Source organism: Pseudomonas sp. NY15437 (assembly GCF_048068435.1).
In the GTDB taxonomy this organism is placed as follows: Bacteria; Pseudomonadota; Gammaproteobacteria; order Pseudomonadales; family Pseudomonadaceae; genus Pseudomonas; species Pseudomonas nitroreducens_B.
The window spans coordinates 62,847-79,840 of sequence record NZ_JBLUQC010000008.1; the positions used below are offsets into that span (position 1 = coordinate 62,847).

Annotated in this window: 18 protein-coding genes; 8 read left to right on the forward strand and 10 right to left on the reverse strand. The window is 66.2% G+C overall.

The annotated features are described in order from the left end of the window. The first annotated feature begins 50 nt into the window (after positions 1-50). The 5 genes from ACNFIA_RS18730 to ACNFIA_RS18750 are packed head-to-tail and all read left to right on the forward strand — an operon-like array spanning position 51 to position 3,181. A complete protein-coding gene (locus ACNFIA_RS18730; protein ID WP_416787555.1) occupies positions 51-587 on the forward strand; it encodes a chalcone isomerase family protein in 537 nt (178 codons plus the stop codon). Continuing rightward, on the forward strand, positions 584-1,138 hold the full coding sequence (locus ACNFIA_RS18735) for a DUF3833 domain-containing protein (RefSeq protein ID WP_416787558.1): 555 nt from the start codon (positions 584-586) through the stop codon (positions 1,136-1,138). The genes ACNFIA_RS18730 and ACNFIA_RS18735 overlap by 4 nt, the downstream gene beginning before the upstream one ends. Positions 1,139-1,185: 47 nt before the next feature. Beyond that, on the forward strand, positions 1,186-1,491 hold the full coding sequence (locus ACNFIA_RS18740; RefSeq protein ID WP_416787560.1) for a DUF6482 family protein: 306 nt from the start codon (positions 1,186-1,188) through the stop codon (positions 1,489-1,491). Next, the gene (locus ACNFIA_RS18745) at positions 1,488-3,029 is read left to right on the forward strand and encodes a cryptochrome/photolyase family protein (RefSeq protein WP_416787563.1); all 1,542 of its coding nucleotides are present in this window, start codon (positions 1,488-1,490) and stop codon (positions 3,027-3,029) included. The genes ACNFIA_RS18740 and ACNFIA_RS18745 overlap by 4 nt, the downstream gene beginning before the upstream one ends. Next, positions 3,026-3,181, forward strand: coding sequence for a DUF2256 domain-containing protein (locus ACNFIA_RS18750; RefSeq protein WP_416787566.1), 156 nt, complete (start codon positions 3,026-3,028; stop codon positions 3,179-3,181). The genes ACNFIA_RS18745 and ACNFIA_RS18750 overlap by 4 nt, the downstream gene beginning before the upstream one ends. Here the strand turns inward: ACNFIA_RS18750 and ACNFIA_RS18755 are convergent. From ACNFIA_RS18755 to ACNFIA_RS18785, 7 genes are all read right to left on the reverse strand, one after another. Continuing rightward, positions 3,146-3,637 carry a DUF2878 domain-containing protein gene (locus tag ACNFIA_RS18755; protein ID WP_416787569.1) on the reverse strand — a complete coding sequence of 164 codons (492 nt, stop codon included), beginning with the start codon at positions 3,635-3,637 and terminating at the stop codon, positions 3,146-3,148. The genes ACNFIA_RS18750 and ACNFIA_RS18755 overlap by 36 nt on opposite strands. Further along, positions 3,637-4,905, reverse strand: a complete 1,269-nt coding sequence (locus ACNFIA_RS18760) for a class I SAM-dependent methyltransferase (RefSeq protein WP_416787572.1) — start codon at positions 4,903-4,905, stop codon at positions 3,637-3,639. The genes ACNFIA_RS18755 and ACNFIA_RS18760 overlap by 1 nt, the downstream gene beginning before the upstream one ends. Beyond that, positions 4,877-5,692: a DUF1365 domain-containing protein gene (locus ACNFIA_RS18765; protein WP_416787574.1), complete on the reverse strand. Its 816-nt coding sequence runs from the start codon at positions 5,690-5,692 to the stop codon at positions 4,877-4,879. Before ACNFIA_RS18765 ends, ACNFIA_RS18760 begins: the two co-directional genes overlap by 29 nt. Beyond that, complete coding sequence (locus tag ACNFIA_RS18770) at positions 5,689-6,936, reverse strand: NAD(P)/FAD-dependent oxidoreductase (RefSeq protein WP_416787576.1); 1,248 nt, start codon at positions 6,934-6,936, stop codon at positions 5,689-5,691. Before ACNFIA_RS18770 ends, ACNFIA_RS18765 begins: the two co-directional genes overlap by 4 nt. A 3-nt stretch (positions 6,937-6,939) precedes the next feature. Further along, positions 6,940-7,695, reverse strand: coding sequence for an SDR family NAD(P)-dependent oxidoreductase (locus ACNFIA_RS18775; protein ID WP_416787579.1), 756 nt, complete (start codon positions 7,693-7,695; stop codon positions 6,940-6,942). After that, positions 7,692-8,114 carry a nuclear transport factor 2 family protein gene (locus ACNFIA_RS18780; RefSeq protein WP_416787582.1) on the reverse strand — a complete coding sequence of 141 codons (423 nt, stop codon included), beginning with the start codon at positions 8,112-8,114 and terminating at the stop codon, positions 7,692-7,694. The genes ACNFIA_RS18775 and ACNFIA_RS18780 overlap by 4 nt, the downstream gene beginning before the upstream one ends. 100 nt (positions 8,115-8,214) lie before the next feature. After that, positions 8,215-8,679 carry a PAS domain-containing protein gene (locus ACNFIA_RS18785; RefSeq protein ID WP_416787584.1) on the reverse strand — a complete coding sequence of 155 codons (465 nt, stop codon included), beginning with the start codon at positions 8,677-8,679 and terminating at the stop codon, positions 8,215-8,217. Between the two features lie 120 nt (positions 8,680-8,799). On the opposite strand from ACNFIA_RS18785, the gene ACNFIA_RS18790 reads away from it, so the two are divergent. The 3 genes from ACNFIA_RS18790 to ACNFIA_RS18800 all read left to right on the forward strand — a co-directional run bounded on the left by ACNFIA_RS18790 (position 8,800) and on the right by ACNFIA_RS18800 (position 11,368). Then, the gene (locus ACNFIA_RS18790) at positions 8,800-9,702 is read left to right on the forward strand and encodes a MerR family transcriptional regulator (RefSeq protein WP_416787587.1); all 903 of its coding nucleotides are present in this window, start codon (positions 8,800-8,802) and stop codon (positions 9,700-9,702) included. A 123-nt stretch (positions 9,703-9,825) separates the two neighbouring features. Continuing rightward, entirely contained in the window at positions 9,826-10,191 is a 366-nt protein-coding gene (locus ACNFIA_RS18795; RefSeq protein ID WP_259754936.1) for a response regulator, read from the forward strand. 772 nt (positions 10,192-10,963) lie between these two features. Next, complete coding sequence (locus ACNFIA_RS18800; RefSeq protein ID WP_416787591.1) at positions 10,964-11,368, forward strand: hypothetical protein; 405 nt, start codon at positions 10,964-10,966, stop codon at positions 11,366-11,368. Between the two features lie 372 nt (positions 11,369-11,740). Here ACNFIA_RS18800 and ACNFIA_RS18805 read toward each other — a convergent pair whose 3' ends face one another. Genes ACNFIA_RS18805 through ACNFIA_RS18815 form a run of 3 tightly spaced genes read right to left on the reverse strand, consistent with a single transcriptional unit; the run spans position 11,741 to position 16,965 of the window. Then, positions 11,741-12,604, reverse strand: coding sequence for a hypothetical protein (locus tag ACNFIA_RS18805; RefSeq protein ID WP_416787594.1), 864 nt, complete (start codon positions 12,602-12,604; stop codon positions 11,741-11,743). A 3-nt stretch (positions 12,605-12,607) separates the two neighbouring features. Then, positions 12,608-13,429, reverse strand: coding sequence for an OmpA family protein (locus ACNFIA_RS18810; RefSeq protein ID WP_416787597.1), 822 nt, complete (start codon positions 13,427-13,429; stop codon positions 12,608-12,610). Between the two features lie 50 nt (positions 13,430-13,479). Then, positions 13,480-16,965, reverse strand: coding sequence for a YadA-like family protein (locus ACNFIA_RS18815; RefSeq protein ID WP_416787600.1), 3,486 nt, complete (start codon positions 16,963-16,965; stop codon positions 13,480-13,482). Between the last annotated feature and the right edge of the window lie 29 nt (positions 16,966-16,994).

Sequence of the window (16,994 nt, forward strand, 5' to 3'; positions counted from 1 at the left end):
ATAAAGTATTTTTTGTACAACTATTAGGTGACGTACCCGGAGTCGAACTCATGCCAACCACCCTGCGCCCGTTCTCTTTGAGCCTTGCCCTGCTGTGCGGCCTGTGGGGCCAGGTTGCCTGCGCGGACTGGCGAAGCGAGGTCCCCGGCGCGGCGCAGGTTGGCCAGGGGCAGTTCACCTGGTTCGGCTTCGTGGTGTACGAGGCGCATCTGTGGAGCGCCACCGCCGCCCCGGACTGGACGCATGCCTTTGCCCTGGAGCTGGTCTATCGACGCGAACTGTCCCGGGACACCCTGGTACAGGCCAGCCTCGACGAGATGCGCCGCCTGGGCAACGAGGACGACACGCAGCTGGGGCGCTGGGCTGGCGAGATGCGCCAGTCCTTCGTCGATGTGCAGCCGCGGCAGCGCATCACCGGCGTCTATCTGCCCGGCGAGGGCTGCCGCTTCTACGTCGACGGCAAGCTGCACCATAACGTAGCCGACGCGCGCTTTGCCCGGGCGTTCTTTTCCATCTGGCTGGACCCGCGCACGCGCAGCCCCGACCTGCGCCGCGACCTGCTGGGCCTGAACGGAGATGAGCCATGAAGTTGACCTTGCGCCTGTGCCAACTCGCCCTCTGCCTGCTGCTGGGCAGCTGCGGCAACGTCGGCGTCGAGCACTACGCCCACGAGCGCCCGGCCCTGGACCTGCCGGCCTTCTTCGCCGGCCCGGTGAAAGCCTGGGGCATCTTCCAGAAGTCGTCCGGGGAGGTGGTCAAGCGCTTCGAGGTGGACATCACCAGCCGCCGCGACGGGCAACGCCTGATCCTCAACGAGCGCTTCCGCTACAGCGACGGCACCCGCCAGCAACGCATCTGGACCCTCACCCCGGACGGCCCCGGCCGCTGGCGCGGGCGCGCCGCCGATGTGGTTGGCGAGGCCGTGGGTGAAATCGCCGGCAATGCCCTGCGCTGGCGCTACGACCTGAACCTGGAGGTGGACGGCAGCACCTGGCAGGTGAGCTTCGACGACTGGATGTACCTCATGGACGACGACACCCTGATCAACCGCTCCAGCATGCGCAAGTTCGGCGTCGAGCTGGGCGAGGTGACCTTGTTCTTCCGCCGCGAGGCCGCCGCCCACCCCGGCAACAGCTGAGGCCGGCGCTCGCCCCTTTCGCCGGCCGCGCCGGCCAGGAGCCATCGATGACAATGCAGGAACTTGCGCAGGCCGTGGCGGCCGGGCGCGTACGGGGTTTCGAGGCGATTTCGCTGGAGGGCGGCTTCTATGTCGTGCAGGCGCGCCTGGCGGAGGGCTCGCAACCGCTGCGCGATGCCCACGGGGAGATGTTGCACCTGCGCTCCATCGCCCAGGTGCGCGACGTGCTGCGCGAATGGGCGTCGCTGCCCTGCGAGCTGGTGCAGCACTGCGTGCATGACGAGATCGGCGCGACGCATCCGACGGCCGTGCCGCCGCTGCGCGTCGCGCTGTCGCTGGAACCCCGCGAATGACCGACAGACCACGCCGCCTGGGCCTGCTGCTGGGTGACCAGCTGAGTTTCGAGCTGTCGCTGTTCGACGCGCTGGACCCGGCCCGGGATACGATCCTGATGGCCGAGGTGAACGAGGAAGCACGCTACGTGCCCCACCACCCGCAGAAGATCGTGCTCATCTTCAGCGCCATGCGCCACTTCGCCCAGGCACTGCGTGAGCGCGGCTGGCAGGTGATCTACGTGACGCTGGAGGATGCCGACAACAGCGGCAGCCTCCCCGGCGAAGTCGAGCGCTGGCATGCCGCGCTGGGCCAACCCGAGGTGCACGTTACCGAGTGCGGCGATTGGCGGCTCGAACAGGCGCTGCGCGGCGGCGCGGTGCCGCTGGTCTGGCATGACGACCAGCGCTTCCTCTGCAGCCGGGAGGCGTTTGCGCGCTGGGCCGGAGCGCGCCGGCAATTGCGCATGGAGCACTTCTACCGCGAGATGCGTCGGCGCACGGGCTGGCTGATGGAACCCGATGGCCACCCGGTCGGCGGCGCCTGGAACCTCGACGCGGACAACCGCAAGCCCCTGCCGAAGGGGCTGCGCGGCCCCTTCCCGGCGCGCTTAGGGCAGGACCGCATCACCCGCGAGGTCATGCACCTGGTGGGCGCGCGGTTCAGCGATCACTATGGCCGCCTGGACGGCTTCGATTACCCCGTGACTCACGACCAGGCGCAGCAGCTCTGGCAGCACTTCCTGGAGTTCTCCCTGGCGGCGTTCGGCGATTACCAGGACGCCATGGCCGAAGGCGAGCCGTTCCTGTTCCACGCGCGCATCAGCGCCGCACTGAACATCGGCCTGCTGGACGTGCGCCAGCTGGGCAACGACGTGGAGCAGGCCTACCGCCAGGGCCGCGTGCCGTTGAACGCCGCCGAAGGCTTCATCCGCCAGCTGATCGGCTGGCGCGAGTACGTGCGCGGCATCTACTGGCTGCGCATGCCCGAGTACGCGCACCTCAACGCGCTGGGCAATCGCCGGCCGCTGCCTGCGTTCTACTGGACCGGGCAGACCGACATGCGCTGCATGGCCCAGGCGATCGGCCAGACGCTGGAGCTTGGCTACGCCCACCACATCCAGCGGCTGATGGTCACGGGCAACTTCGCCCTGCTGGCAGGCATCGCGCCGCCGGCCATCTGCGACTGGTACCTGGCCGTGTACCTGGATGCCTTCGACTGGGTCGAACTGCCCAATACGCTGGGCATGGTGATGCATGCCGACGGCGGCTATCTGGGCTCCAAGCCCTACTGCGCGAGCGGTCGCTATATCCAGCGCATGTCCGACCACTGCGGCGCGTGCCGCTACCGGGTCGACCAGGCGACCGGCGAGGACGCCTGCCCGTTCAACGCGCTGTACTGGCATTTCCTCATGCGCCACCGCGAACGGCTCGGCGCCAATCCGCGGATGGCCATGGCCTATCGCAACCTGCAACGCATGGACGAGGCGCGCAGCCTCGCCCTGTGGGAGCGGGGCGAGGCGCTGCTGGCACGCCTGGATGCGGGGCTGGCGTTATGAAGAAAGCCCACCTGCCCGAGAAGATCTGCGCGGTCTGCGGTCGCCCGTTCACCTGGCGGCGACGCTGGGCGCGTTGCTGGGAAGAGGTCCGCTATTGTTCGGAACGCTGTCGGCGTTCACCGCCCCAGGGCCAGGCGCAGCATCAGCGGTAGCCAGGCGGCCCACAGCACGGCCAGCAGCAGCGCCGATACCGCCACGCCCAGCGGCAACCCGACGCCCGCCAGCGGCGCGCCGGCGCAGTAGGCCAACGGGCCTCCCACCGCCCCCGCGAGGACGCCGCCCCAGGCCGGTCGCGCGGCCCAGGCCAGGCTATGGCGCAGTCCGCTGGCAAACACCAGCCAGAGCAAGGCCAGCCAGCCCGGCAGCAGCACGCCGTGGAAGTCGAACAGTCCGATCCATCCCAGCACCACGTCCAACAAACAACCGGCGAGGCCGACGCGCAGCAGCGCCCTGCCCTCCTCACCCCGTTGGCGGCACGCGCCCAGGTGCACCAGCAACCCCACCGCCACCGCGCCCAGCAATACCGGGCGCTGCGCCCCGAGTACACAACCCCACCAGCCCACTTGCAGCCAGAGTGCATTGGCCAAGAGTGGCAGGCGCCGGTCCATCAGGCTTCCAGCTGATCCACCAGGCTTGCCTGGCGCGCCGCCGGCCCCGCCCACAGCAGGTGCGCCACGCCAATGGCGCGCTCTTCGAAACCGCCCTGGCAATAGCACAGGTAGAACTCCCACAGTCGCTGGAAGCTCTCGTCGTAGCCCAGCTCCAGCAACTCGGTGCGCGATTGCCGCAGGTTGTCGCGCCAATACCTGAGGGTGCGCGCGTAATCCCCGGCGAAATCCTCCAGGTGGACGAGATTGAGCGCCGTGTGCGCCGTGGCGGTCTGCAGCAGCGTGGTGATCGAGGGCAGCGCGCCGCCGGGGAAGATGTAGCGCTGGATGAAGTCCACCGACCGCCGCGCCTGCTCGTAGCGCTGGTCGCGGATGGTGATGGCCTGCAGCAGCATCAGCCCGTCGTCCTTGAGCAACGCGGCGCAGCGGCGGAAGTACTCGGGCAGGTAACGGTGCCCGACCGCTTCGATCATCTCGATGGACACCAGTTTGTCGTAGTGCCCGCGCAATTCGCGGTAATCCTCCAGCAGCAGGGTCACCCGGTCCTCCAGGCCCTGCTCGCGAATGCGGTACTGGGCGCAGGCGTACTGCTCCTTCGACAGGGTCGTGGTGGTCACCCGGCAGCCGTAATGCGTGGCGGCGTACAACGCCAGGCTGCCCCAGCCAGTGCCGATTTCCAGCAGGTGATCCTCGGGCTGCAGGTCCAGCTTGCGGCAGATGATCTCCAGCTTGTTCAACTGGGCCTGCTCCAGGCTCTGCGAGGGGCTGGCGAACATCGCCGAGGAGTACATCAGCGTGGGGTCGAGCAGGCGTTCGAAGAGGTCGTTGCCCAGGTCATAGTGCGCGCGGATGTTGCGTTGCGAGCCGCTGCGGCTATTGCGGTTGAGCCAGTGCAGCAGGCGCAGCGCGGGCCTTGCCAGCAGTGCCAGGCCCCCCTCCATGGCATCGAGCACCGCCAGGTTGGCGACGAACAGGCGCGTCACCGCTGCCGGATCGGGGCTGCTCCAGTAGCCGTGTATGTAGGCTTCGCCGGCGCCGATCGAGCCGTTGCACGCCACCATGCCCCAGACCGCGTCGTCATGGACCTCGATCACCGCGCGCAGTGGGCTGAGCGGGTCGCCGAAGTCCAGCAGGCTTTCGCCACGGCGCACCTGCAGCCAGCCGTGGCGCAACTGGCGCAGGCGGGCGATCACCGCGTGGCGGAACAGGTTGCCGATCCGCGGCGCGGCGCTGCCGGCCTTATGGGCGCTCAGGGTGGGTTCTGACATGGTCGGGCTCCTCGAGGGCGCTATGACCGACCGCCAGGTGCTGCTCGCTGGCCTGGTGGTCGTGAACGGGAATGCGCTTGAACAGCAGGCGCAGCGCCTGCCAGTAGATGGCCGCCACGGTGCGCAGGCTCAGCCAGGGAAACGCCAGCAGATGCCGGCGCAGGGATGCGCCGTCCAGCTCCTCGCGACGCAGATCGAGGTGGGCGAGGAACACCAGGCGCTCGTCGCGCCAGTTCTCCATGTGCACATGCACGCGTGCCGGGTCGATGAGGAACCGCATGCGGTATTCCATCTCCCGTGGCAGGAACGGCGACACGTGGAAGGCCTTGGCGACCGCCAGTTCCTGGGGCGCCCCGGGCTTCACCGGCAGCACGTAATGGAAGCGCTCCTGCCAGGGCGTATTGCGTACCTCGCAGAGGATGGCGGCCAGCCGGCCGTCGCGGTCGTGGCAGAAATAGAAGCTGACCGGGTTGAACCACAGGCCCCAGTTGCGCAGTTGCGTGAGCAGCAGAATCTGGCCGGCGGGCGCCTCGCCCAGCGCTTCGCGCAGCAGGCAGCGCACCGCGGCGTCCAGCGGCATGCCCCGCTCCGTCCAGGCCGGCAGGTAATCGTTCTGCCGCCAGCTCAGCGGCGCAAAGCGCGAGGACCGCAGGAGGGGCGAAAGGCGCATCAACGCCTGCTGTTCCGCAAGGTCCAGCAGCACCATGCCCACCGGGTAACGGAAGGCGTGCACGCGCGGCAGCAGCCGTCGGTGCATCACCCAACCGCTGCACAGGCTGCTCTTCATAGCCGCTCCCCGAAGTAACCGGCGACTTCCAGCGCGCTGACCACGCCGTCCTCGTGGAAGCCGTTGCCCCAGTAGGCACCGCAGAAGTAACTGTGCTGCCGCCCCTGCAACCGGGCGCGCCGGGCCTGGGCCGCAATGCCCGCCAGGCTGAATTGCGGATGGGCGTACTCGAAGCGCGCCAGGATCTTGGCCGGGTCGATCTGCTCGCCCTGGTTGAGGCTGACGCAGAAGGTGACCGGCGCCTGGATGCCCTGCAGCAGGTTCATGTCGTAGGTGAGCGCGGCGGGTGCCTGTTCCGGGCCACCGAGCCGATAGTTCCAGCTCGCCCAGGCGCGCCGGCGGCTGGGCAGCAGGCGGGTGTCGGTGTGCAGCACGACCTCGTTGGCGGCATACTGCAGCGCGCCGAGCACGGCGTGTTCATCCACGCTGGGCGCGTCCAGCAGGGCCAGGGCCTGGTCGCTGTGGCAGGCGAACACCACCTTGTCGAAACGTTCGCTGCCGGCCGCGCTGAACACCGCCACGCCCTGGGCATCGCGGCGCACACGATGCACCGGGCAGTTCAGGCGGATGCGCTCGCGGTACCGCGCCGTCAGCGGTGCCACGTAGCTGCGCGAGCCGCCCTCCACCACCCGCCACTGCGGCCGCCTGTTCACCGACAGCAGGCCGTGGTTGGCGAAGAAGCGGATGAAGAACTGCACCGGGAAATCCAGCATGCGGGCGCGGGACATCGACCAGATGGCCGACCCCATCGGCACGATGTAATGCTCGATGAAACGCTCGCCATAGCCACCGGCGCGCAGGTAGTCGCCCAGGCTCAGCGCGTGCGGAATGCGCTCCTCGGCGTGGTCGTCGAGGGCTTCGCGATTGAAGCGCAGGATGTCGCGCAGCATGCCCCAGAAGCCGGGCGACAGCAGGTTGCGCCGCTGGGCGAACAGGGTGTTGAGGTCATGGCCGTTGTACTCCAGCCCGCTCGCCGGGTCGTGCACCGAAAAGCTCATCTGGGTGGGTCGGGAGGCGACGCCCAGGCGCGTCAGCAACTGGATAAAACGCGGATAGGTCCAGTCGTTGAAGACGATGAACCCGGTATCCACGGCGTAGCGCTGGCCTTGCCAATCGACGTCCATTGTGTGGGTGTGGCCGCCAATCCAGTCGGAGGCCTCGAACACGGTCACTTCGTGCTGGCGGGCCAGCAGATGCGCGCAGGTAAGGCCGGAGATGCCGCTGCCGATGATCGCGATGCGCATGGCTCAGGCCTCCGCCGGACGACGCGCCAGGCGCCGGCCGAGACCGAGGCGCCAACGGGCCGGCAACAGCCCCATCAGCCGCAGCACCAGCACGAAGCGACGCGGGAAAGCCAGCTCCAGCGGACGGGCCTCCAGGCGCTGGACGATATGCTCGGCGGCGCGCTCAACCGGCCACAGCATCGGCATGGGGAAGTCGTTGCGCCGGGTCAGGGGGGTGTCGACGAAGCCGGGGCTGACCAGGGTCGTGTCGATGGCCTCGGCCGCCAGATCGATACGCAGCGATTCCAGCAGATAGCGCAGGGCCGCCTTGGACGCGCCGTAGGCCCCGGCACGGGGCAATGCCAGCCAGGTCACCGCGCTGCCGATCACCACCAGGTGCGGGCGCAGACCTTGGCGAAGCAGCGGCAGGCACGCCTGGATGCACAGCGCAGCGCCGAACAGATTGGTCTTCATCACCCGCTGCACCAGGGCGGCATCGAACTGCCCTGGCTCCAGGTACTCGCAGGTCCCGGCGTTGAGCACCACGCGATCCAGCGCGCCCCAGGTCTGCTGGATGCGCCGCGCGATGTCGGCGACCTGCCCGGCATCCGTGATGTCGCCGGGCACCACCAGTACACGCTCGCCAAAGCGCTCCGCCAGCGACTGCAGTGGGGCCGCCTGGCGAGCCGTCACTGCCAGGCTGTGGCCGTCGCCGAGCAGCCGCTCGGCCAGCGCGGCGCCGATTCCGCTGCTGGCGCCGGTCAGCCAGATGCGGCTCATGCGAGCCTCCGCTTGAGCCAGCGGATCACGCTGTCCATGAGCGGCAAGTGCTCGTAGAGCAGCGCGCCGGCGTCGAAGTAATCCCGGTGAAACTCCACCCGCTCGCCCCAGCGCAGATGGCTGCAGCCTTCCACCGCAACGAGCGCGCCCCCGGCCAGGCGCGGATGGCGGTAGTGTAGGGTCCAGCGCAGGTAGCCTTGGCCGGGCGCGACTTCATCGAAGCCGTGAAAGTCGTAGCGCAGCTCCTGCACGTTGGCATAGAGCCCGGCGAAGTACCGGCGCAGGTCGGCAAGCCCGTCTACCCGGTGCAACGGGTCCTGGAACCGGATGTTCTGGCTGTACAGCTCATCCAGGCGGTGGAGACTGGTCGCGTCGAGGGCGGCAAAGCGCCTGGCGAAGGATTGCAGAAACGAGGACATGGCAGGCTCCGGCAAATCCTGTACAACTTTTATTTTCTGTACAGGTATAAGCGAAGCCTACGGCATTAATTGTACAAATCAAGTCGCCTTGTACAATTTTTCACGACTTTTCGGCCGCGCCCGGGCTCAGCGCGGCGAGCTGTTCCTTGAGCGCCTCCACTTCGGCCTGCAACGTCTGCACGCGCTCCAGCGCCTCCACTTCGCGGCTGACGTCGCGCTGGATGCCGATGAAATAGGTGAGCTGGTCCGCTTCGTTGCGCACCGGCGTGATCGACAGCTCGTTCCAGAATGGCGTGCCGTCCTTGCGGAAGTTGCGCAATACCTGGCGGCACGGCTGCCCGGCGCGGATCGCCTCGCGCACGGCCGCAAGCCCCGCCTGGTGCCGCTCGGCACCCTGGAGGAAGCGGCAATCCTGATAAAGGATGTCGTCCACGGCATAGCCGGTCAGGCGCTCGAAGGCCGCGTTGGCATAGATCAGGATGCTGTCCTCCCCCTCCTGCTCGGCCACCACGATGCCGTCGTTGGAGGCTTCGACCATCAATTGCAGGAGCTTGGCGTTGATCATGGTTTTCCTTCCGGTTCGCTACGATCTGCGTAGGTTAGTCGCGCGGCCCGGTACTGCCTAGCTCGGCCACAGGCCCGTTGCTGGTTTACAATCCATGCTTCTTTGCCGCCTGGCTGCGCCATGAACGACCTCTCGGATATCGACCCCAGCGAACTGTTGCCCATGCGCGAGGTGGTGCGCCTCACCGGCGTCAACCCGGTGACCCTGCGTGCCTGGGAGCGCCGCTACGGGCTGGTCAGCCCGCTGCGCACCGATGGCGGCCATCGCCTGTACTCCCCCCGCGACCTGCAGACCATCCAGGACATCCTGCTGTGGTCCAGCCGAGGCATGGCGGTGGGCAAGATCGGCGAACTGCTGGCGCAGCGCCAACGCCAGGAACCGGAGAAGTCCAGTGATGAGCGCGACCACTGGCGCGAGGCATTTTCCCGCGCCGCGGCGGAGTTCGACCAGGCCGAGCTCGACCGGCTCTACGGCCAGGCCTACAGCATCTTCCCGACGGCCACGCTGCTGGAAGACATCCTGCTGCCGCTGTGGCGCTCCCTGCTGACGCTCAACGCCTACGGCGCCCGCAGCCAATGGCTGTTTCTCGACGCCTTCCTGCGCGCCCGGGTGCTCCTGCGCCTGCAGATGAGCCGCGAGGAATGCACCCGTGTGCTGCTGGCGGACGCCGCCGGCACCACGCAGGAATTCGAACTCCTCGCCGCCGGCCTGCTGCTGGGTGGCGAGGACGTACGCGTCCAGCCCATCGGCCCGGCCGCGCCGCTGGAGGAACTGCCGCTGATCTGCGCGGCGACCCGGCCGGCCGCGCTGGTGCTGCTGCAGCACGTGGCCCCGCCCGCCGACATCCTCAAGCGCCTGGAGCGCTTGCAGATGGCCATCGAATGCCCCCTGGCGCTGGTCGGCGAAGCCGCCGAGCAGATCGCCGCCGCCGTGCCCGGCGTCCCGCTCGTCGCGCTGGGCAGCAGCCCGGCCAATAGCGCCCAGCGCCTGCGCCTTTTGCTGCGGGGAACGCTGCAGCTCTGATGCGGGAAGCACAGCGCCGACGGGTCAATCTGTACAAAAATGTAAAATCGTACAGAATATTACCCGCGCGCTGCAGCGACCTCGCGGCGCCTTCACTGTCCAACCCGCCAAACGGATCCGAGAATGGCCCGACCCCGCCATGTCGTTCTCGTCGAAGATGACGCCATCATGCAAATGCTGCTGGTCGACCTCCTGCAGGAATTGACCGACGGCTCCGTCCACCCCTTCGCCAAGGGCGAGGACGCCATCGCGTTCCTGCGCCAGCATCCCGAGATCGACCTGCTCATCACGGACGTCAACCTCGCTGGCGAGACCTCCGGCATCGAGGTTGCCCGGTTCGCCACCGAATCGATCCCCGCCCTGCCGGTGGTCGTGACATCCGCCATCCACTGGCACCGCCGCGGCATCCCGCCAAGCGCCACTTTCCTGACCAAGCCCTTCACGGTCGAAGCGTTCGACCGAATGATCCGGGGGCTTATGCAGGGGTAAGTTCTTGCGCAGGGGCTTTGGCCTGAGCTACATAATCTCGGGGCTAGGCCAACGATTTTCTGAAAAATTTCTGGCTGCCGCCCTCAGTGGGCACCGTTGACTGGCCAAGCTGCCCAACGCCCGCTATGGATGACAGCTGCCGCCCCTAAAACCTCAAAGGCAAGACGAATTCAAGATCTTTTCACGTAGAAGGCCACAGTGAAATCATGCAGTCATGAAGAAAAGTGCGCGTCCTGCGGGAGCATTCCAGAACTATTAAGAAGTGGGAGCTCCCAAGGATTGATATGCAAGAAATGCGGCTGGTCCGTAGTGACTACCAATAGATCGCCAATTTTCCTGGACGAGTGCATATATAAAATCATCTGCCTCGGAAATTACAGCAACAGGTCTCACGTCCTGGCCGTGGCGAAAATCACCTCATCCAATCTATTGAATGCTAGAGAAACACTCAAAAAGGGTCATTTCTTGATCTTTTCCGGACAGGCACTCGACGTTCTGAGGATCAGAGCGATTCTAAAAGAAGCATCAATAGAGCACTCCATTTCCCCATATTTTAAATGGGAGGAAGAGATTAAAGATTAAATCAATCAGAGCCCTGGCCCGCGCCGGCCACCTACTGGATTTGCAACTGAACGGGAAGGCATAAAATCAAAGTGCAGTCTGTAGCAATGCACGTTGGGCGAGAGGAGCTATCGGCCAAAATCGGCCGATCGACATCTACGACGAGATTGCACACAATCGGAGATTCGTACCCTCGGATATCCAGTGAACTATGCAACGACACACCCTGTATGCATATGTAGATGGTTCAGACTTAGACGACGTCGTTGCGGGCATAGAAAAGGAACTCGTAGAGCTTGCTGCAGCGCCGGGCTGGGTCCTTTCCCGGCCGCTGGTGGTGAACCAGAAGGCAAAGGGCATTGGCAGCCGCTCGGGTGATTTGCCGGACTGGGACCTTGGAATCAACTTGGCGCTTCCCAGCCCCAGAAACGAGCAGAATGATTGGTTTGCTGACATCGAGCGCGTTGTTGCACGTCTGGTTCATCTGCGCTCGCAGTTCGGGCGCGATTTCGTCATTGGCATTGCTGACAACGCAACAGGTTCAGCCGACGATCTTTTCTACGTCGAATCGGATGCGCCAGACTTAGTCAGACTGCGCGCGGTTATTAGTGCCTAAAGTGTTCAACCCTGCGTAGGCATTGTCCCCAGATTTCTCCACGGCTGAGAGGCCAGGCGAATGGCCGCTCAGGGTCGGTAGCTGCCCCTCGTTACAGGCAAAAATCGGCCAGAAGTGGATGTTCCATCCACCCCACCTTCAACTTGGAAGCGAAAAAGCCGATTCGAGCGACCTAGTCCTTAAGGGCACGCAATATTTCGAAGACTATCGGCCTTGCGTATTGCTCACCGGGGTCAGGTTTCCGGTGAATCACTACTGCGAATCCATTCGCCTTGATCAAACGCTTGATATAGCGTGAAAGCGGGTTGCGGTGGCCGGCACAGGGAACCCAGGGCCGCCGTTTCAGCCGTGAGTTCCCTGCTGGGCCAGCCATTATTCGAGCCTTTGAGTCACAGCTTCGGGGTAGTAGGCGATCTGCAAGGTGCGGCGCTGTCCCATCAGTTGCCCGTCGCCGTACCAGGTGATGTTGTCCTGGCGCAGGGTCATGCCGTCGTTGCTGTACTCGTATTCGCCACCGTTGGACGTGCCGAAGGCGAAGCGTTCGTTGTCCAGGCGCTTCAGGTCGAAGCGGGTGCCGGCCGGAGGCATCTGCTGCTTGACGCGCTTGAGGAAGGCCGGCGCCAGTTCGGAAAACAGCTCGCGCGTGCGAGCCTGGTACTGGGCATCGGTCAGGCCCGGGGTCTGCTGCAGTTTCTCGGCGATCAGCGTGAAGTACTCGGCATCCACGCGAGCCAGGGCCATGCGCACTGCCATGACCTCGCTCAGGCGTGCCTGGTCGACCTGCAGCTTGCCGTCAGCGCCCTTCTGTGCGGCGATGAACTGGGCGCCGTCGACCTGGATGAGCGGCGCGGTGGCCAGGTACGCGGCACAGGCGATTTCCTGCCCGCTGTGGTTGCCGCTGACCAACAGGGCGGTCACCCCGCCCTTCTGCTTCAGGCCGGCGCTCGTCTCGCCGCTGGCGCTGACGAACCGGTCGACCTCCGACTGACTCATCTCGCCGCGTGCCAGGCCGCAGATGTGCTGCATGACGGCCGGGTTGCGCTTGCCATCCACCAGGGGCGACATGCTGAAGATCGCGTTGCGGATCACCGGCAGCGCGGGGTACTCCAGCGTGCGCAATGGTTGTGCAGGAGGCTTGGCAAGCGCACTGGCGGTGGTCTGGTCGGCCTCCTTGCAGCCGGCCAGCAGGCAGATGGGCAGCAGCATTGCAGTCAGCCATTTACGGGAAGTGGTCATGGCTCATTCCTCGCTCTTGATGGGTTGCGCCACGGCGGCGGTGATTTCGACGGTGACCCGGCGGTTGGCTGCCAGGCAGTGGATCAGCTGGGCGCGCGGCGCATGCGGGCAATCCGTGATTGGCTGTGCCGCGCCCACTCCCCGTACCTGCATCAGCGCAGCGGGCACGCCGGCGCCAAGGAGGTAGTCACGCACGGATTCAGCGCGGCGCAGCGAGAGGTCGAGGTTGTACTCGCGCGCACCCAGGCGGTCGGTGTGTCCGGTGATGGCGATGGCTGTGGGATGCTGCCCCTGGAGCTGCGCGGCCAGGCGCTGCAGCCTGGCCTGGCCTTCGGCGCTCAACCGGGCGCTGTCGAAAGCGAAGGCAGCGTCGGCGGCCAGGGTGAGGCGTTGCACCGGCTGCGGTGCGGGCGCCACGACGGGCTTGAGCTGCTCCTGGCAGTCAACCGGGGAGTACAGGAAGCTCTGCGCCTGCATGTCTTTGTCGAACAGAACCTTGTACTGGCAGACCAGGTCGCTCTGGGCCGGGCGGCGGAAGCGCAGGATGTAGTCCCACTCGCGCACACCGAACAGACCTTCGTGGAAGTGCGGCGTGCCGAGCAGTTCGTACAGCTGGGCCTTGCTCATGCCCGGCTGGACCTTGGCCAGGTTCTCCAGGTTCACGTAGCTGCCTTGGGGCCGGTAGGAGTCGCTGATCGACGGGAACTGCGGCGCGGCGCTGTGCCCCTGCTCATCGACGCTGCTGTGGGTGCCACAGGCCGCCAGCAGCAGGCTGGCGCAAGCGATGACGAGCGTGCGGACGGCGAAGGGTTTGAAAGTGTTCATCTCGATCTCCTCGAAGAGGCCCGGCCGGAGCCGGGCCTGGATGGAAAAACTCACCATTGATAACCAACACCGACGGAGACGCCGGTATCGCCCTGACTGGTCGTGCTGCCCTGCAGCTTGGTGACCCATTTGCCGTTGTCGGAGATCTTCGACACGCCGACCGCCAGCGCACCCTGGCCGCGGTAATTGCCCAGGCCCACGGCAGCCATGCTGGCCCCCGGCGAATACGGCTGCGGCAGGGTCGCCATGGCCATGGCGCCGGCGATGCCCGAACTCAGAATGTCATCCTGTTTCTTCAGGTCGTGGCGCAGCGCGTTGTAGCGGGAATCGGTGTAGTCGTAGAACTGGTTGGAGATGTCACCCATGCTCTTCTGGAGCTGACCGACGTTCACGGCATCGGTGGCCGCCGTCCCCGCGGCGACGTTGGTGATCTGCCGTTCCTGACCGGCACTGCCCACCGAGACGCTGTTGTCGCGGTCGGCCACCGAGCCTGCGCCCAGGGCGACGGAGTTGGATGCCGGGGCGTCGGCTCCATTGCCCAGCGCCGTCGCGTTGCGGCCGGCCGCGCGGGCACCGCTGCCGATGGCGGCACTGTTGTCGCCGCTGGCTACAGCGCCTGCGCCGCCGGCCAGCGAGTCGGCACCGGTTGGGCGAGGCTTGGACAGATGACTGGTGTTGTTCACCTGGAACATGCCATCGGTGCCGTTCTGCAGCTGGGTGATGTCGGTCTTCGCCTGGGTGACCCGATTGTCGACGTTGTTGATGGTGCTGTTGATCGCGTTACCGTGGTCGCGCAGTTGCGACACGTTGACGGCATCGGTATCAGCCTCGCCGGCTTTCACGTTGGTGATCTGCCGTTCGTTGCCGGCGCTGCCCACCGAGACGCTGTTGTCACGGTCGGCCACCGAGCCTGCGCCCAGCGCAACGCTGTCATTGGCCTGCGCAACGGATCCGGCCCCCATGGCCATGCTGCGCTCGCCACTGGCTGCAGCGCCCTCGCCCACGGCCACCGCGGAGGTACCACTGGCGTTGGCGCCGCTACCCATCGCGGCTGCACCGCTGCCGCTGGCACTGGCGTTGGCACCGATGGCGCTGGCGTTAGCGGCGCTGGCAGTGGCGCCGTCCCCCACGGCGAGGGACGAGGAACCCGAAGCCTGGGCTGCCGGGCCGACGGCGATGGAGTCGGCGCCGCTGGCGACCGAATCGGCCTTCTCCGAAGTCGCGTGGAAGTACTTGGTGCGCCCCAGGGTGATGTTGCTGATCTGGGTGGTCACTTCATACAGCTGCGAGCCGTTGATGGCGTCCGTGGAGCCAGCGCTGACCTCCCCTGCCGCAACCTGGGTGATCCTGTTCGGCCCGCGCCCGCCGTGGCTGGCGTTGTAGGCACCGGTGCCGCCATTGGCCGCCGGGTCCCAGGCCAGAGCGTCCTGGGCCAGTTGCTCGGTGCGGTCGGCAACACCCTTGAGTTGCGAGACGTTGACCGCGTCGGTTTCATCGGCGCCGGCCGCCACGTTGGTGACACGGCGCTCGGCACCGGCGGCGCCCACGGACACTTCGCCGGTAGCGGTGCCGGCCACCGCGGCTCCGGCAGCGGCATACGCCGGATGGCTGAGGTCGGCAGTGGTGGCGCTGTTGGCGCCCAGCGCCACGCTGTTGTCGGCCGTGGCACTGGCATTGCGGCCCAACGCCAGGGCACTTTCACCGCTGGCTTGCGCCTGGTAGCCCACGGCAGTGGAGCCCTGGCCCTTGGCGAAGGCGTCGTCCACCGGCAAGCCATCGTCGTTGGTGCGCACGTAGCGGATACCGCGGCCATTTTCCTGGACGTTGGTGTGGCTATCGTCACCAAAGACGTCGCCTACCCGGTTGTCGACGATGCTGACGCGGTGATCGACGTTGGCGACCTGCTGGTTGGTCTCGTGCAGTTGCGAGCCGTTGACCGCATCGGTGGAAGTGGCGTTCAGATCGCCAGCGGCGATGTGGGTGATCTTGTTCGGGCCGGACCCATAATGGTTGGCGCTGAACGCGCCCTGCCCGCCATTGGCGTTCGGGTCCCAGACCAGCGCGTCCTGGGCGAGCTTATCGGTACGATCAGTGATGCCGCGCAGTTGCGAGACGTTCACGGCATCGGTGTCGTCGGCGCCCGCGGCCACGTTGGTGATGCGCCGCTCGGCACCTGCCGTGCCCATCGAAACTTCCCCCGAAGGCACTCCAACCGCGTAGCCACCGTAAGGAACATAGGCCGGACGGCTGAGGTCGGCAGTGGTGGCGCTGTTGGCGCCTAGCGCCACACTGTTGCCGGCGGTGGCACTGGCATTGCGGCCCATGGCCAGGGAGTCGTTACCAGCGGCCTGGGCCTGGTAGCCAACCGCAGTGGAACCCTGCCCTTTCGCGTAGGCATCGTCGACCGGCAAGCCGTTGTCATTGGTGCGCACGTAGCGGATACCGCGGCCATTTTCCTGGACGTTGGTTTGGCTATCGTCACCAAAGACGTCGCCTACCCGGTTGTCGACGATGCTGACGCGATGATCGACGTTGGCGACCTGCTGGTTGGTTTCGTGCAGTTGCGAGCCGTTGACCGCATCCATCGAACTGTCGGACAGCTCACCGGGAGCCACGTTGGTGATCTTGCTCGGCATGCCCCAATGGTTGGCGCTGAACGCGCCTTGACCGCCATTGGCGCTCCAGTCCCAGAGCAGCGCATCCTGGGCAAGCTTCTCGGTGCGATCGGCCACGCCGCGCAGCTGCGAGACGTTCACCGCATCGGTGTCTTCGGCGCCCGCGGCCAGGTTGGTAATGCGCCGTTCGGCGCCTGGGGAGCCGACGGAGACCTCGCCGACCGGATTTTGGCCGGCAACCGGCATCCAGTACGGTGCATAGGCCCACAGGCCCAGGTTCGCCGTAGTGGTGCTGCCGGCGCCCAGCGCTACGCTGTTGTCCGTGGTGGCGGCGGCGCCGGTGCCCAGCGCCACGGCGTTGTGCCCGTTGGCGAGTGCATTGTTGCCGATCGCTATCGACTGGACGCCGAGAGCACGCGTCCCCGTCTGGACACCCGAGGAATCCGTGCCGACGTTGCCGATGGCCAGCGAGTTGGTGCCATCGATCTTGTTGTTCAGGCCGAGGCGCCCGCCATTGACGAACAGCTCATTTCCCAGCGTCAGCGAGTTGGTGCCCTCGGCCTGGCTACCGGTGCCATAGAAGAGCACCCGGCCGGTCTGGGTGGATTTGTCGCCAGACTTGCAGTTGCTGTTGTTGCCGTCGTACTTCCAGCCCATGTCGCCGGTCACGCCCGTATCATGGACGAAGACGCAGCCCGAGTCGGTGCTGTCGTTGACGTACAGTCCGGGGTTGCCGGCGATGCCTTTCTCGTAGGCTGAGCCACCTGCCGCAACGGCGTCGCCCAGGCCGAGGCCACTGAGGGCGCCAACGCCCACCACGGCCAGAGTGCGACCGCTCTTGCCCGAGCGGCGGGCAAATTCGCAGGCCACGCACCAGCAGTGCTGGGCCCTGGACCAGACCAGACGATAAATCCTGTTCATGAGAAAACTCCTTCCAGGGGGTTGCCCTG

What these genes read in the sequence shown, in the direction of transcription:
- ACNFIA_RS18770 (WP_416787576.1), bottom strand. Translation starts at nt 6,936, where the DNA reads ATGCGCATCGCGATCATCGGCAGCGGCATCTCCGGCCTTACCTGCGCG.
- ACNFIA_RS18745 (WP_416787563.1), top strand. Translation starts at nt 1,488, where the DNA reads ATGACCGACAGACCACGCCGCCTGGGCCTGCTGCTGGGTGACCAGCTG.
- ACNFIA_RS18810 (WP_416787597.1), bottom strand. Translation starts at nt 13,429, where the DNA reads ATGAACACTTTCAAACCCTTCGCCGTCCGCACGCTCGTCATCGCTTGC.
- ACNFIA_RS18780 (WP_416787582.1), bottom strand. Translation starts at nt 8,114, where the DNA reads ATGTCCTCGTTTCTGCAATCCTTCGCCAGGCGCTTTGCCGCCCTCGAC.
- ACNFIA_RS18750 (WP_416787566.1), top strand. Translation starts at nt 3,026, where the DNA reads ATGAAGAAAGCCCACCTGCCCGAGAAGATCTGCGCGGTCTGCGGTCGC.
- ACNFIA_RS18800 (WP_416787591.1), top strand. Translation starts at nt 10,964, where the DNA reads ATGCAACGACACACCCTGTATGCATATGTAGATGGTTCAGACTTAGAC.
- ACNFIA_RS18740 (WP_416787560.1), top strand. Translation starts at nt 1,186, where the DNA reads ATGACAATGCAGGAACTTGCGCAGGCCGTGGCGGCCGGGCGCGTACGG.
- ACNFIA_RS18755 (WP_416787569.1), bottom strand. Translation starts at nt 3,637, where the DNA reads ATGGACCGGCGCCTGCCACTCTTGGCCAATGCACTCTGGCTGCAAGTG.
- ACNFIA_RS18815 (WP_416787600.1), bottom strand. Translation starts at nt 16,965, where the DNA reads ATGAACAGGATTTATCGTCTGGTCTGGTCCAGGGCCCAGCACTGCTGG.
- ACNFIA_RS18795 (WP_259754936.1), top strand. Translation starts at nt 9,826, where the DNA reads ATGGCCCGACCCCGCCATGTCGTTCTCGTCGAAGATGACGCCATCATG.
- ACNFIA_RS18805 (WP_416787594.1), bottom strand. Translation starts at nt 12,604, where the DNA reads ATGACCACTTCCCGTAAATGGCTGACTGCAATGCTGCTGCCCATCTGC.
- ACNFIA_RS18730 (WP_416787555.1), top strand. Translation starts at nt 51, where the DNA reads ATGCCAACCACCCTGCGCCCGTTCTCTTTGAGCCTTGCCCTGCTGTGC.
- ACNFIA_RS18765 (WP_416787574.1), bottom strand. Translation starts at nt 5,692, where the DNA reads ATGAAGAGCAGCCTGTGCAGCGGTTGGGTGATGCACCGACGGCTGCTG.
- ACNFIA_RS18760 (WP_416787572.1), bottom strand. Translation starts at nt 4,905, where the DNA reads ATGTCAGAACCCACCCTGAGCGCCCATAAGGCCGGCAGCGCCGCGCCG.
- ACNFIA_RS18775 (WP_416787579.1), bottom strand. Translation starts at nt 7,695, where the DNA reads ATGAGCCGCATCTGGCTGACCGGCGCCAGCAGCGGAATCGGCGCCGCG.
- ACNFIA_RS18790 (WP_416787587.1), top strand. Translation starts at nt 8,800, where the DNA reads ATGAACGACCTCTCGGATATCGACCCCAGCGAACTGTTGCCCATGCGC.
- ACNFIA_RS18785 (WP_416787584.1), bottom strand. Translation starts at nt 8,679, where the DNA reads ATGATCAACGCCAAGCTCCTGCAATTGATGGTCGAAGCCTCCAACGAC.
- ACNFIA_RS18735 (WP_416787558.1), top strand. Translation starts at nt 584, where the DNA reads ATGAAGTTGACCTTGCGCCTGTGCCAACTCGCCCTCTGCCTGCTGCTG.